This is a genomic window from Arthrobacter sp. 9V, assembly GCF_902506065.1.
Classification (GTDB): domain Bacteria; phylum Actinomycetota; class Actinomycetes; order Actinomycetales; family Micrococcaceae; genus Arthrobacter.
Genome location: NZ_LR732912.1, coordinates 3,615,277 through 3,629,417, shown reverse-complemented (window position 1 = coordinate 3,629,417; position 14,141 = coordinate 3,615,277). Strand labels below are relative to the sequence as shown.

Annotated in this window: 14 protein-coding genes; 6 read left to right on the top strand and 8 right to left on the bottom strand. The window is 62.1% G+C overall.

Annotated features, from left to right (window positions below; translation table 11 throughout):
* Positions 1 to 58 precede the first annotated feature (58 nt).
* Both BACI9J_RS16610 and BACI9J_RS16605 read right to left on the bottom strand, forming a co-directional pair.
* Positions 59 to 898, bottom strand: coding sequence for a siderophore-interacting protein (locus BACI9J_RS16610; RefSeq protein WP_159735343.1), 840 nt, complete (start codon positions 896 to 898; stop codon positions 59 to 61).
* Between the two features lie 152 nt (positions 899 to 1,050).
* The gene (locus tag BACI9J_RS16605) at positions 1,051 to 1,821 is read right to left on the bottom strand and encodes a uracil-DNA glycosylase (RefSeq protein ID WP_159735342.1); all 771 of its coding nucleotides are present in this window, start codon (positions 1,819 to 1,821) and stop codon (positions 1,051 to 1,053) included.
* A 106-nt stretch (positions 1,822 to 1,927) separates the two neighbouring features.
* On the opposite strand from BACI9J_RS16605, the gene BACI9J_RS16600 reads away from it, so the two are divergent.
* The 5 genes from BACI9J_RS16600 to BACI9J_RS16580 all read left to right on the top strand — a co-directional run bounded on the left by BACI9J_RS16600 (position 1,928) and on the right by BACI9J_RS16580 (position 6,525).
* A complete protein-coding gene (locus tag BACI9J_RS16600) occupies positions 1,928 to 2,263 on the top strand; it encodes a DUF3263 domain-containing protein (RefSeq protein ID WP_159735341.1) in 336 nt (111 codons plus the stop codon).
* A 49-nt stretch (positions 2,264 to 2,312) separates the two neighbouring features.
* Positions 2,313 to 2,945, top strand: coding sequence for a LytR C-terminal domain-containing protein (locus BACI9J_RS16595; RefSeq protein WP_159735340.1), 633 nt, complete (start codon positions 2,313 to 2,315; stop codon positions 2,943 to 2,945).
* 173 nt (positions 2,946 to 3,118) lie between these two features.
* On the top strand, positions 3,119 to 3,322 hold the full coding sequence (locus BACI9J_RS16590; protein WP_011773737.1) for a cold-shock protein: 204 nt from the start codon (positions 3,119 to 3,121) through the stop codon (positions 3,320 to 3,322).
* Between the two features lie 313 nt (positions 3,323 to 3,635).
* On the top strand, positions 3,636 to 5,261 hold the full coding sequence (gene groL, locus BACI9J_RS16585; RefSeq protein ID WP_089593895.1) for a chaperonin GroEL: 1,626 nt from the start codon (positions 3,636 to 3,638) through the stop codon (positions 5,259 to 5,261).
* Positions 5,262 to 5,475: 214 nt separating this feature from the next.
* Entirely contained in the window at positions 5,476 to 6,525 is a 1,050-nt protein-coding gene (locus BACI9J_RS16580) for a ribonuclease HI family protein (RefSeq protein WP_159735339.1), read from the top strand.
* A 173-nt stretch (positions 6,526 to 6,698) separates the two neighbouring features.
* On the opposite strand, the gene BACI9J_RS16575 is transcribed toward BACI9J_RS16580, so the two are convergent.
* The 3 genes from BACI9J_RS16575 to BACI9J_RS16565 form a co-directional block, all read right to left on the bottom strand.
* On the bottom strand, positions 6,699 to 6,989 hold the full coding sequence (locus BACI9J_RS16575) for a WXG100 family type VII secretion target (RefSeq protein ID WP_159735338.1): 291 nt from the start codon (positions 6,987 to 6,989) through the stop codon (positions 6,699 to 6,701).
* 154 nt (positions 6,990 to 7,143) lie between these two features.
* A complete protein-coding gene (locus tag BACI9J_RS16570; protein ID WP_159735337.1) occupies positions 7,144 to 8,607 on the bottom strand; it encodes a sensor histidine kinase in 1,464 nt (487 codons plus the stop codon).
* Positions 8,608 to 8,610: 3 nt separating this feature from the next.
* Entirely contained in the window at positions 8,611 to 9,321 is a 711-nt protein-coding gene (locus tag BACI9J_RS16565; RefSeq protein WP_159735336.1) for a response regulator transcription factor, read from the bottom strand.
* Between the two features lie 146 nt (positions 9,322 to 9,467).
* Here BACI9J_RS16565 and BACI9J_RS16560 point away from each other — a divergent pair, with 146 nt between their 5' ends.
* Positions 9,468 to 9,689, top strand: a complete 222-nt coding sequence (locus BACI9J_RS16560) for a hypothetical protein (protein WP_159735335.1) — start codon at positions 9,468 to 9,470, stop codon at positions 9,687 to 9,689.
* Positions 9,690 to 9,724: 35 nt separating this feature from the next.
* On the opposite strand, the gene BACI9J_RS16555 is transcribed toward BACI9J_RS16560, so the two are convergent.
* From BACI9J_RS16555 to BACI9J_RS16545, 3 genes are all read right to left on the bottom strand, one after another.
* The gene (locus tag BACI9J_RS16555; protein ID WP_159735334.1) at positions 9,725 to 11,773 is read right to left on the bottom strand and encodes a multicopper oxidase family protein; all 2,049 of its coding nucleotides are present in this window, start codon (positions 11,771 to 11,773) and stop codon (positions 9,725 to 9,727) included.
* A 12-nt stretch (positions 11,774 to 11,785) separates the two neighbouring features.
* On the bottom strand, positions 11,786 to 12,259 hold the full coding sequence (locus tag BACI9J_RS16550) for a hypothetical protein (protein ID WP_159735333.1): 474 nt from the start codon (positions 12,257 to 12,259) through the stop codon (positions 11,786 to 11,788).
* Between the two features lie 211 nt (positions 12,260 to 12,470).
* Positions 12,471 to 14,129: a DNA repair helicase XPB gene (locus BACI9J_RS16545; protein WP_159735332.1), complete on the bottom strand. Its 1,659-nt coding sequence runs from the start codon at positions 14,127 to 14,129 to the stop codon at positions 12,471 to 12,473.
* Positions 14,130 to 14,141 lie beyond the last annotated feature (12 nt).

Below are 14,141 nucleotides of genomic sequence, written 5' to 3'. Positions count from 1 at the left end.
GCCCTGTGTGGATCTGTCCTGCGTCTGGATCTGTCGTGCGTCTGAGTCTGTCCTGCGTTTAGATCTGGCCTACGGGGAGCTTCTTCTCAGCCTGGAAGACTTCCTCCACACGACCCTGTGCCCAGTATCCGGAGAGTGAGACCTGCGAACGCTCCAGGCCGCGCTGCACAAAGAAGATCTCGCGGAGTCCCTTCATGTACCCCCGCTCTCCGTGGGCGAAGACATCCACGCGTCCGGGTAGCCACTCCGTGCTCCTGAGCGCCTCAAGAAGCAGCTCGCTGGACCCCGCTTGAACGCCCTTGCGAAGCAGCCAATGCAGCTCCACACCTGCGGGTGCGGAAATAGGCAGGATGTCCTCCTCGCTATCCACCTCAAGGAACACGGTGCCGCGGGCATCAGGAGCAAGGGTCTCTACACAGGCCGCAATGGCTGGTATCGCCGCGTCGTCACCGGCGAACAGGTACCAATCGGCGTCAGGTGCGGGGTTGTAGGCACCGCCCGGACCCGTGAAGGTCAGTGTATCTCCCGGCTTTGCTGCCGCAGCCCAGGGGCCGGCCAGTCCTTCGTCGCCGTGGACCACAAAGTCGATTGCCAGTTCCTGGGCTTCCAAGTCCACCCAGCGGATGGTGTAAGTCCGGGTGTGGGGCCACTGTTCGCGGGGCATGGTCTCGCGGATGGCCCACAAGTCCAGCGGAAGTTGGTACTGGACGCCAGGTTGGGGAAAGACAATTTTGACGTAACGGTCCACATATTCGTTGTTCGCATAGTCGCTGAATCCGGGTCCTCCGGCCACGATCCGCACCATGTGCGGTGACAGGCGTTCGTTGCGCAGGACGGTCAGGTTGACCTGCGGGCGGGTTTTGCGTGTGGCGGACGAAGTGACGGGGAGTGCAGTCATGAAGGTAAGCCTAAGCTAATTGCCTGCGCGTGGGCTGGGTATGAGTCGAAGGTTACACACCCTCGTTCACATCCCGCGCGCTTGGGCCTAACCCTCCTGCATATCCCGCGCGCTTGGGGTGGGATGTGAGCGGGCGTTACAGGACGAAGGGGCTATAGAACCGGCAGTTCCCACTCGATGGGGTCAGCGCCCAAGCCAGCCAGAAGTTCGTTGGTCCGGCTGAAGGGCTTGGAACCGAAGAAGCCTCGCGACGCCGAAAGGGGGCTTGGATGGACCGAGACGATCGTCGGCGCTCCGCCCAGCAGCGGCATGACGCTTTCGGCGTCCTTCCCCCACAGGATCGCCACCAGCGGGCTCTGGCGCCCCGCGCCGTCAGTGCGGTTGGCGACGGCGGTGACTGCCGCCGTCGTGACCGCTTCCCATCCTTTGCCCCGGTGCGAGCCGGCGTTCCCCGCTTCGACGCTAAGGACGCGGTTCAGGAGCAGGACGCCTTGTTCGGTCCATGCGCTGAGATCGCCGTGGACCCGTGGTGGCAGGCCGAGGTCCTCGTGGAGTTCGCGGTAGATATTTGCGAGGCTTCTCGGAATGGGGCGCGTTGGGCGGGAAACCGCGAAGGAAAGTCCGATTGCGTGGCCGGGGGTGGGGTAGGGATCCTGGCCCAGGATCAGGACCTTGACGTCGGCCAGCGGTTGCTTGAAGGCCCGCAGCAGATTTTGGGCCGCAGGGAGAACCTGCGCGCCGCGGGAGGATTGGCTGGCAACATAGCGCAGGGCCTCCCGGAGCTGACGTTCCACAGGGCGCAATGCGTCGGCCCAGTCGGGAGCCATCAACTCTTCGAGCGGCAGTTCGCAGAGCGCGGCGAAGCCCGAGTCGGCCGCGTCGGTAGGTTCAAGATCAAAGAGTGCATCCTCGCCAGTCACCACGCCATTGTCTCCTGCGCGGCGCCCGCCCGGCGAATGACAGCGTTGTTATTCGCCCGTAACATGGGGGTAGGACATTTTCCCCCAACAAGCGTCGAAGGAGTGTGCCGTGGCAGAACCAGCACCGGAACCGATGGCGTCTCAAACCACGGGTTTTGCGCTCGAGGACCTCGCAGCCGAGACCCGTAGTGACTCGCCATTAAGCGAGCGGGACCAGCAGATGCTGGCGCTGGAGCGGCAGTGGTGGAAGTACGCCGGGGCAAAAGAACAGGCCATCCGCGAGCTGTTCGACCTCTCCGCCACACACTACTATCAGATCCTGAACGCGCTGATCGATACCGAGGACGCGTTGGCCCACGATCCCATGCTCGTCAAGAGACTGCGTAGACTACGTACGTCCCGCCAGCGTGCGAGGACTGCACGTCGCTTGGGGTCCGACGCGTAAATCGCCAGGCTGATCAGTCAGCAGCAACCAGCAAGGACACAGCTTCACCATGACCAAATATGCCAGGGACGAATTCGATCAGGTCCCGCAGAACACGTCCCGCCAAGGCGTTCACCGCGACGCCCAAGAGACCGCACGGCCCACTCTGTGGCCGGTCCTGACTGTTGGGGCAGTGGCTTTGGTACTCGGACTGGTAGCCTTCCTGATCCTCCCCAACCTTGGGCTGGTGGCACCGGGCGCTGCGTCAAACGTCACGACGGCGGCACCCCAGCAGACCTCGACGGCACCATCCGCGGCGCCCACTGAATCAAGCAGCGCACCGCCAGCGTCCAGCGAGCCCAGCAGTGAACCCAGTGCCGAACCGACGCCGTCTGAATCTGCTTCTGCGACTCCCTCCTCAGCGCCTGTGGACAAGAGCACCCCCGTTGCTGTGTACAACGGTGCCGGAACCGCCGGCCTGGCCGGTCGGGTGGCAGGCCTTGTACAAGGTGACGGTTGGACATTGAGCACCGTAGGCAACTGGGGTGGACTGCCGCAGCAGACATCTGTGATCTTCTACAACGCACCCGGGCAAAAGGCGAACGCCGAGGCATTGGGAACCTTGCTGGGCATTCAAACCATTGTGGAAACGCCTGAGGTTCAACAGCCCTTGGTGGTTGTAGCCGGACCCGGCTTCCAGTAGTCCGCGGAAGCGATTCTGCGGCGTCAAAGCCCCAACTCGGTTAAGCCTCAATAACAAAAGCGGTGCCCTGCCCCTTCACGGCAGCGCGGTGATGGTGACTGTGGTTACAGTGGATTGATTCCGGTACGGAGATCCCGGCAACCGGTCTTGGCTACTGCGAAAGTGTGGGCATCATGGCTTTGGGAACCGTCAAATGGTTCAATGCCGAAAAAGGCTACGGATTCATCACTGTAGATGAATCCGGCGACGACGTCTTTGTGCACTGGTCCGCTATCCAGATGGATGGCTTCCGCGCCCTCGAAGAAGGCCAGCGGGTTGAGTTTGAACTGGGGGAGGGCCAGAAGGGCCCGCAAGCCGAGGGCGTCCGCGTCGCGTAGTTCGTAGGGCGTGTCCGCGTCAGCCCTTGGCTGAAACCCTTCTGTATATAGAGCAAAGTGGCATCTCTGCTTGCACTCTCACCGGTCGAGTGCTAATTATTGATTTAGCACTCCCATGGTTCGACTGCTAAGTCCGGCCCGGTAAACCCGGCGGCGGACACGTAGCGGACCTGCGGAGGATCAAGAAACACCTTGGTGGGGTGAGGTTCGGAGCGCGGGGCATACAGAGGCCGCAAGCAATGGACCGTCCGTCGCGGGCACCCTACCTGACAGGTACCTTCTTAACGACTGTCCCGAAAGGACTACCGCCGTTATGGCCAAGATCATTGCATTTGATGAAGAGGCACGCCGCGGCCTCGAGCGGGGCCTGAACATCCTCGCAGACGCCGTCAAGGTCACCCTCGGCCCGCGTGGACGCAACGTCGTCCTCGAAAAGAAGTGGGGCGCCCCCACGATCACCAACGATGGTGTTTCCATCGCCAAGGAGATCGAGCTGGACGATCCTTACGAGAAGATCGGTGCAGAACTGGTCAAGGAAGTTGCCAAGAAGACGGATGACGTCGCTGGCGACGGTACTACCACTGCAACCGTCCTCGCCCAGGCACTGGTGAAGGAAGGCCTGCGCAACGTTGCCGCCGGCGCCGACCCGCTCTCCCTCAAGCGCGGTATCGAGAAGGCTGTTGAGGCAGTCATCAGCGAACTGCTGGCCTCCGCCAAGGAAATCGAAACCAAGGAAGAGATCGCAGCCACGGCTTCCATCTCCGCCGGCGACCCGGAAATCGGCAGCCTCATCGCCGAAGCCCTGGACAAGGTGGGCAAGGAAGGCGTCATCACGGTCGAGGAATCCAACACCTTCGGCCTGGAGCTCGAACTCACCGAAGGCATGCGCTTCGACAAGGGTTACATCTCCGCTTACTTCGTCACCGACGCTGAGCGCCAGGAAACGGTCCTCGAAGACCCGTACATCCTGATCGTGAACTCCAAGATCTCCAACGTGAAGGAACTCGTCACGGTTCTGGAGAAGGTCATGCAGTCCAACAAGCCGCTGCTGATCATCGCCGAAGACATCGAAGGTGAGGCCCTGGCCACACTGATCGTCAACAAGATCCGTGGCACCTTCAAGTCCGTTGCCGTCAAGGCTCCGGGCTTCGGTGACCGCCGCAAGGCACAGCTGGCCGACATCGCCATCCTCACCGGTGGCCAGGTCATCTCCGAAGAAGTTGGCCTCAAGCTCGAAAACGCTGGCCTGGAACTCCTCGGCACCGCCCGCAAGGTTGTTGTCACCAAGGACGAGACCACCATCGTTGAAGGTGCCGGCGACGCCGAGCAGATCGCCGGCCGCGTGGCCCAGATCCGCGCCGAGATCGAGAACTCCGACTCCGACTACGACCGCGAGAAGCTGCAGGAACGCCTGGCCAAGCTGGCCGGCGGCGTTGCAGTCATCAAGGCTGGTGCCGCAACCGAAGTTGAGCTCAAGGAACGCAAGCACCGCATTGAGGACGCAGTCCGCAACGCAAAGGCTGCCGTTGAAGAAGGCATCGTTGCCGGTGGTGGCGTAGCCCTCATCCAGGCAGGCGCCAAGGCATTCGCCAACCTCACCCTTCAGGGTGATGAGGCTACCGGTGCCAACATCGTCAAGGTTGCCATCGACGCACCGCTGAAGCAGATCGCCTTCAACGCCGGCCTCGAGCCTGGCGTTGTGGTGGACAAGGTTCGCGGACTGCCTTCGGGCCACGGCCTGAACGCTGCCACGGGCGTCTACGAAGACCTTCTGGCTGCCGGCGTCAACGACCCCGTAAAGGTCACCCGCTCGGCTCTCCAGAACGCTGCTTCCATCGCTGGTCTCTTCCTGACCACCGAGGCTGTAGTTGCCGACAAGCCCGAGAAGAACGCCCCGGCTGCCGGCGGCGACGACATGGGTGGCATGGGCGGCTTCTAAGCCCGAAGCTGTAGCGATACAGCGCCAAGCATCACGACGGCGGTCCTCACCTTTTTGGTGGGGGCCGCCGTTTTGCTGTCCGCACCCAAGTTTGCTGTCCGCACCAAGTAGGGGACAGATCCAGCACTTATGAGGGCCCGTAGCGACAGGTGCTGTCCCCTAGTTGGGTGGTAGCACAGTTTAAGTGTCGGTGGGGTCTGGCAGGATTAACCCCATGACGATTATTGCTGCCGCCGATGGGTCCGCCCTCGGTAATCCTGGGCCGGCCGGTTGGGCCTGGTACGTTGATGACTCCTGTTGGCGAGCAGGGGGTTGGCCGCACGGTACCAACAACCAGGGTGAATTGATGGCCGTCCTGGACCTGTTCCGGTCCACAGCCCATGTGCCACAAGAAGAGCTTTTGATCCTTTGCGACAGCCAGTACGTCATTAACTGCATCACTAAGTGGATGTCGGGATGGAAGCGGAAGGGCTGGCGAAAGGCCGACGGCAAGCCTGTGCTGAATGTTGACCTTCTCAAGGAGATCGACCAAGCAATCGTGGGCCGTAAATATACCTTCGAATGGGTCAAGGGCCATGCCGGTCACGACCTCAACGAAGCTGCGGATGAGCGCGCACGAGCCGTTGCTACTGCCTACCAGCAGGGCGTCGCGCACCGTGCAGGTCCAGGGTTCCCTGGTGCCCGGGAAGAGGAACGGAGCCAGGAGCGAGGCAAGGGGCCGGAGCAGGTCCCTGCCAGCGCTGCATCCAGCGTCACGGTAGGCGCCCCCGCCGGCGTTCCTTCCCTTGGATCAGGTGCTGCATCCGTCAAAGCTGACCGAAGCACCCGGCCGCATTTTGAGCCCACCCTTTTCGGTGAAGCCGGCATCTTTGGGCAGGCCGATCTTTTCAGCGAGCTGGAGGATGACGCTTCAACACAGCAGCTGTCAGCGGAGGACACAGTCCTGGCTTTGGAGCGGGAACTGCTCCGCCCGGATGTGAGGGCGGACATTGGCAGGATCGGTGTCCTGCTCCACCCCGACTTCGCGGAGATCGGCAGTTCAGGCAGGTTCTGGACACGGGATGCCATGATGGTGGCTTTGGAAGAGGACCCCGGTGAACCGACCGAACTGGAACTGCTCAGCGCGGACCGTCTGAGTGAGAACACCATATTGCTGAACTACCGCAGCTTCGCGCACACAGGCTCGGTGCTACGCAGTTCTGTCTGGCTGCTGGACCGCGGGCAATGGCGGCTCCGTTTCCACCAGGGGACTGTTGAAGGCTAGACCCTTCGAGTTAGTCCCGCTGGCTGGGCCCGGGGGGCAGGCTTGAACTACTCGGCGCAAGTGAGTGCTTGTTCAGTCTTCAGGCTCCTCATGACCTGCGAGGCGGCTGCACAGGGGGAAGACAGCCGGCCCCGCAGGAGTTTCATGGAGTGCGGAAAGAGCCGGACAGGTAACTAGTAGGTGAAGCGCTGAGTGTTTCCCTGCTCCACTTCCAGATAGCTTGTGGCCGCTGAAGATAGAGCAAGGTTGATGGAAGCCAAGGACGCCTCCACCTTGCTCTGGGTCAGGGACCACTCCATGACCAGTGCCTGGAAATTGGTGGCAGCTGTTCCCCGCCAGGTGGCTTCGAGTTCTTCCAGGCCGCGCCGCATGGTCTGGACATCGGAACTGATGCGATCAACAGTTCCCTTGACGTTGGCTGACTTGAGCTGGAGCAGTTCGGTGTCGACGGAAATGACGCTCATGGGTAATGCCTTTCGACGAAGATGTTCCGCGGTTTGCGGGGGATGCGTGGCTACAACATCGAGCCTAAGCAGCCTCCCGCAACCGCAGAACAGGCATTCGCCGCTATGTGGATAAGGGTGTGATCGGGAGACCGTAACCGGCGGAACAACGGCGCTATGTGGACAACAGTTCAGCAGATTCCTCGTGGAACGGAAGGCTGACCACCAAGGTCGCGCCACCGCCGTCGGTCTCTGCAACCTGGACTGTACCGCCGTGCGAGCCCACTATCGCGGCAACAATCGCCAGGCCGAGGCCGCTACCGCCGGTCTCCCGGGTCCGTGAGGTGTCCGCGCGGTAGAAGCGCTCAAAGATCTTGTTGGTTTCCTCTTCCGGAATGCCCGGTCCATGGTCGCGGATCTCGATCACTGAAACTGACCCTGCCGGTGTTTTTCGAACACCGACAGCGAGTTCTATGGGGCTGCCCTCGGGCGTGTACCTCAGTGCATTGCCCACCAGGTTACCGATCACTTGGCGGAGCTTGGCTTCGTCGCCCTGGACCGGTGCGGCGGTGGGAGAGGCGCCGTCGAGACCCGTGAGCGTGATGGTCCGGTCCCCGCTGGAGGCTCTTGTATCAACCACAGCATCGTGCGCAAGGAGCTGCAGGTCCACGGGTTTGAGCTGCAGCGGCCGCTGCTCATCGAGGCGGGCCAGCATCAACAGGTCCTCCACCATGGAGCCCATGCGCTTGGCTTCGCTTTCGATCCTGCCCATTGCCATGGCGACGTCTTCCTGCGTGGCCAAGGCTCCGTGACGGTACAGCTCGGAGAAGCCTCGAATAGTCACCAAGGGGGTGCGCAGTTCATGTGAGGCGTCGGCTGCGAAGCGGCGCATACGCCCTTCGGAAGCGGCCCGGGCAGCAAAGGAAGCCTCGATGTGGGCAAGCATGGCATTCAGGGAACCGCCCAGCCGGCCGACCTCGGTGTGGGGATTATCCACTTCCACACGGCGGGACAGATCGCCCGCGGCGATGGCCGCGGCGGTCTTCTCCACCTTGGCCAGTGGCCGGAAGGAACGCGCAACAGTCCAGGTGGCGATGAAGAACGCCAAGACCAAGGTCAAGAGGCCAACGCCTACCACCACCAGGACTGCATGCTCCATCACTTTGTCCACGGGAGTGAGCGGCAACCCAATGATCACTACGCCGTTTTGGCCGTTGGCGGTGACCCCAATGGCCACTACGCGCCAATTGCTGCCGGCGGTACCTTTGACCTGAAAGGGGGAGTTGCCGCGGAGCTTGGCTTCAGCTGCGGTGATGTTGGCAATCGCGGGACGATCACTCTGACTGCCGCCGAAGGGGTAGGGCTCAAGACCGGGTACGTACAGCGTCAGCGAGTAGTCCGTGGGCACGGCGGAGTCGGTGGGAGTTGAGGGGTTGGGCTGGGCCAGCTTGTCAAAGGACTGCTGATCCTGGGCCAAGGCGACGGCGGCCTTCAGTTTGTCGTCCACCTGGCCCTGGAGGTAACTCTTGACCAGGGTCAGCGTTCCTGCACCCGTGGCTGCCAAGGCAAGCAGCAGCAGGCCCATGATGATGGCGACGAGCTGGGACCTCAGGGACGCCGATTTCCAGCGAAGCAGCAAGGGTCAGCGCTTCTCTGCCGTTCGCAGCACGTAGCCCACGCCGCGCTTGGTCTGAATGAGCGCTGCGGCATCGGGATCGATGTCCACCTTGCGTCGCAGATAGGAAATGTAGGACTCCACGATCGATGCGTCGCCATTGAAGTCGTATTCCCAGACATGGTCAAGGATCTGGGCCTTGGACAGTACACGGTTGGGATTGAGCATGAGGTAGCGCAGGAGCTTGAATTCGGTGGGCGACAGCTCGATCACCGTGCCACCGCGGCGGACCTCGTGGGCGTCGTCGTCGAGTTCAAGATCGTCAACTCGGATCACGGCGTCGTCGTCCTCCAACGGCTGCGTACGGCGAAGGACAGCGCGGATGCGCGCCACCACTTCGTCAAGGCTGAAGGGTTTGGTGACGTAGTCGTCACCGCCTACGGTGAGGCCGGTGACTTTGTCCTCCGTATCATCCTTGGCAGTGAGGAAGAGGACGGGGAAGTGCTTGCCGGACGCGCGTAGGCGCCGGGTCACGGTGAAGCCGTCCATGTCCGGCAGCATGACGTCCAGGACCGCCAGGTCCGGGGAGTGGAGATCGGCCGCGGCGAGGGCTTCGCGACCATTGGCGGCCGCTACAACCTCGAAGCCTGCAAAACGCAGCGACGTGGACAGCAGCTCGCGGATGTTGGGCTCGTCGTCGACAACGAGAAGCTTCGCTTCAGGACCGTTCTTTTTCATGACACCCATGATGCTCCCAGAAACTGGGAGTTTTCTGGATGCTCCATGGGAGCCCCCTGCGTGGGTAACGACAGCACGTGACGTGAAATCCCAACACGCCTGCGGATGCTTCCAATAATGTCAGTGCCCCGTTCCACACTTAAAACATGGCAAACACAGCAGCTCCCGCAAGCATCCACCAGAACCGCAACAGCGACGTCGAGTTCCACGTGACGTACCTGGACACCGATTCAGGCCGTATCCGGCGCGAGGACTTTGAGGACCTGGCCGCAGCCGAACGGTTCGCCAGTGCCCAACTCCGCGACGAGGACTGCTGGGCTGTGGTGGATCACGTCAAGATCGAGGTCACCAGCCGGATGGTCGCCTGAGGCTGACTCTGTCAGTCCAGCTGGCGGCGCTTCATTCACTCAGGCCGGTTGTGTGAGTGGCCGCCATGGACGAACGGTGAAGATACGCCCTGGTACTTCAGGAGCATCATCATTCCCTCGGCGGCGTGGTCCAGGTTGTGGCAGTGGTCCATCCAGATCCCGGGGTTGTCCGCATGAAGCAGCAGTTCCCACACTTCGCCCGGCAGAACGTCCACGGTGTCCAGGACGAGCGGTGATCCGCTGGGGACTACCCCGTTCCTGCTCAGTACTTGAACATGGTGACCGTGCGGGTGCATCGGATGCGGCTCGGAGGTCCTGTTCACTATGGTCACCTTCACGGTGTCGCCCTCAGCCACTTCAATGGAGGGAACCAGCGGATAGGCTGCCCCGTTCACAGTGAAGGCATACCGGGGGATTCCGTCAACAAAACGGAACTGCCGGTCCAATACCATCACCTCTTCCCGTGTGACGGCACGTTCCTTGGTGATGGCATGGGCGGGCTCCGAACCATTGCCATCCTCAACCAGCGGTTTGCCATAATCCAAAAGGTCGAGCACGGGAGTTGTGGTAAAAACACCTGCCGGCAGTTTATCGGGAGTGACTTCCTGGGACTCTCCGGCAGCTGATTCCTGCGGTGCTATGACGACGACGGCGCCGGCCGCAGCGTCCGAACGCACGGTCACCGGCGAGGCGGGCATGGTGAAGGCGATGTCCACCCGGCCGCCGGCACCGAGTCGCAGCAGTTTGCCGGTCACTTCCGGGGGTTGGTTCACCTCCGTTCCGTCAACCGCCACGGCCCTGAACGCAGCGCCTTGGATCAGGTACCGCTGCTGCACCGAATCGGTGTTGATGAGCCGCACCCGCACGCTCGAGCCAGGAGTGGCCCTCTGCCAGGTGGCACGGTCTGAGGAGCCCAGCAACCCCAGACCGCTGAGGTCGTGCCCCGCCACCACAACGTCCGTGTCAGCACGGGAAGATGCGGGGTGGTGCACGACGAACGTGCCGTAGAGGCCTTTGCGGACCCCCTCGGCTGAATCTTGATGCGTGTGGTACCAGTAGGTGCCTGCTTGAGCGGCTGTGAAGCGATACGTCATGGACTGTCCCGGCATCACCGCGTCCTGTGTAGCCCCGGCCACCCCATCCATGGCGTTGGGGACGTCGTAACCGTGCCAATGGAGTGTTACGCCAGCAGATACATCCCGATTATTCAGCACCACCTCCATCACTTCGCCCAGTTGGGCCTCCAACGCTGGGCCCGGCAGGCTGCCGAAGGTCCACGCCTCGGTGGTCTGCCCGGACGGCAGCGTCACCTGTTCCACCCGGGCCGTCAGTTCGTAATGCCGGACCACGGCGTCGGCCGAGGTATCACCTACAAGGCTGCTCACCGGCGTCGGATCCTTCACCGTGACGTTCGTACCGCCGTGATGACCGACGGCGGCAGCAATGGTGGCGCCGTCTGCCGATCTGCTCCCAAGCCAAGCAAAGACTCCCGAGCCCAAAGCGGTACAGATCATCAGCCCGGCCAGCGCAGCAACCGCCGTCGGGCGGCTGCCCACCGGAGATGCGCCGCCCCGCGGAGGCGTAAAGAGCGCAAGCTTGGCGATCAATACAGATGCCGCCACCATGAACAGCACCACTGCGAGGCTCCAAGGAGACGGGAATGGCCCCAGGACGAAGGTCAGCGCCAGTGACGCCACGGCTGACGCTGAAGCTGCCACCAAAGCCAGGACCGCCCACTCGCGGGAACGCCCTGGACCAGGTGGGGCAGGTTTGGAGCCGGTGTTCCGCCTCCTCAGCAAGAACGGAACACCGGCCGCCGCGGCCCAAGCCGCGGGGATGATGGTCAGAGGCACGTTGATGGTTGTGCGTTCGCTGGCAAACCACCAACTGCCCGCCACCAAAGCGGGAAGCAAGGCGTACCGTCCCACTGTCACTGCGACGGCTACACCCAATAACAGCAATGCAAGGTCAATCCGGCGGGTCTTGTCCCTCAAAGACGCGGTCATCCATGCCGCGCCGATCCAGGCGCCGGCTGACATGAAGGACAGCAGGAGGTCCACCGCCAGCAGCTGCGACGTATTCACAGCTGCAGGTGCTCAGGCTGTGCTGGGGGATGTGGAAGCATCCGAAGCGGCAGCCTTGGGAGGCAACGGTTGAGGGTTGAGGGCGGCCGCTTGCGCGCGCTTGAACAACCAATAGGACATGAAGATCATCATGGCGCCAACAAGCGGGTGGATGGCCACCACCCACGAGCCCGCAGGGGTGATGAACTCCGGTGAGGAGCCCGTCAGCATGCCGCCCACGATGAAGATGATCAGCTGAAGCCAGGTGAGCAGGAAAATTCCGGCAGCCAGCCAGATGGTGCGTGAGCCCACTTTGGCAATGGCCGCTACGATCGCGGCCAGCAACGCTGAGTACCGCAGCACATATTGGCCGTTGACTGAGTGGTAGACGCCGGCATCACGTTGGGCTTCGATGGTGTTTTGGAAATGGAAATATCCGGCAAAAAACAGCTGTGCGAGTGCTGACAGCAGGACAATCGCGGAAAGGACCAGGAGGGCTTTGCGCATTGGGGAATCCTCTGGTAATCAATTCACAGATTCTTCAAGGCCTTCTAACCGCCGGCTCCCTGGCTGCGGGCTTCCCCCCCCCCGCCGACGGCTGGCCGCCAAGCTGCCTGGACCAGGGGCAACCATTAAGGGCGGAGAGCTTCACTAGGAATCGTAGAGTTGCTGGAGTTCAATAGCAAGAGGGCTGAGGAACATTGTTCCGGCAGGCTTCCTACTGCTCCTGCCCCACGTCCTTGCCCACGTCTTTGGCATCCATGATCCTGTAGGCGTAGCCCTGCTCGGCCAGGAACCTTTGGCGTTTCGCCGCGAAATCCTGGTCCAGTGTGTCCCGGGCTACCAAGGAGTAGAACCGGGCTGCCCGGCCATCCTGTTTGGGTCGCAGGAGGCGTCCCAAGCGTTGGGCCTCTTCCTGCCGTGAGCCAAAGGAGCCTGAGACCTGGATGGCAACCGAGGCTTCGGGGAGGTCGATGGAGAAGTTGGCCACCTTGGATACCACCAGGGTGTGAATCTCACCTTTTCGGAAAGCGTCGAAGAGTTTCTGCCGTGCCTTGACACTGGTTTCGCCCTTGATCAAGGGAGCGTCCAAGCGTTCGGCAATCTCATCAAGTTGGTCGATGTATTGACCGATCACCAACAGTTGTTCACCCTTGTGGACGGCTACAAGTTCTTCCACGAGTTTGGTTTTGGTCTCCGAGGTGGCGCAGAGGCGGTACTTGTCAGCGTCCTCTGCCATGGCGTAGGCCACCCGTTCGTCCCGGGGGAGGTCTACCCGGACTTCAACACAGTCAGCGGGGGCAATGTAGCCCTGCGCTTCAATGTCCTTCCACGGTGCGTCGTAGCGCTTGGGCCCAATAAGGCTGAACACCTCGCCTTCACGTCCGTCCTCCCGCACCAGCGTTGCCGTGAGGCCAAGCCGACGCCGGGCCTGGAGGTCTGCGGTCATCCGGAAGATCGGGGCCGGCAGCAGGTGGACTTCGTCATAGATGATCAGTCCCCAGTCGTGCCCGTCCACGAGTTCCAGGTGCGGGTAGAGCCCGCCGCGCTTGGTGGTAAGGACTTGATAGGTAGCGATGGTGACGGGCCGGACCTCTTTGACGGCACCGGAGTACTCGCCGATCTCGTCTTCGGTCAGCGACGTCCGTTTGAGCAGTTCGTCCTTCCACTGCCGGGCAGAGACGGTATTGGTGACCAGGATGAGGGTTGTGGTGGAGGACGTGGCCATCGCTGCCGCGCCTACCAGCGTCTTTCCGGCACCGCAGGGAAGCACGACGACGCCGCTGCCGCCGGCCCAGAAGTTTTCCGTGGCCAGCTTTTGGTACGGACGCAGCTGCCAGCCGCTTTCGTCCAGCATGATCAGGTGTGGTTGCCCGTCCACGTAGCCGGCAAGGTCTTCGGCCGGCCACCCCAGCTTGAGCAGTAATTGCTTCAACTGCCCGCGCTGGGAGGAATGGACCACCACGGTTTCGCCATCGATCCTGGGCCCCAGCAGAGGAGCGATCTTCTTGGCGCGGATGACTTCCTCCAGCACGGGGTAGTCATCGGTCCGCATCACCAGTCCGTGCTGGGCGTCCTTTTCCAGCCGTAGCCGGCCGTAACGGGACATGGTCTCTTCGATATCAATCAGCAGAGCATGAGGGACAGGGAAGCGGGAGTACTTCAGGAGCGTGTCCAGCACCTGTTCAGCATCCAGCCCTGCAGCCCGGGCGTTCCAGAGGCCCAGCGGCGTGAGCCTGTAGCTGTGCATATGTTCCGGGGCGCGCTCCAGCTCGGCGAAGGCGGCGATTGCATGCCGGGCCTCGGTAGCCAGCTCATGGTCGACCTCAAGCAGGATGGTCTTGTCACTTTGTACGATCAGCGGACCGTCGGTCACTATTGAGTCCTC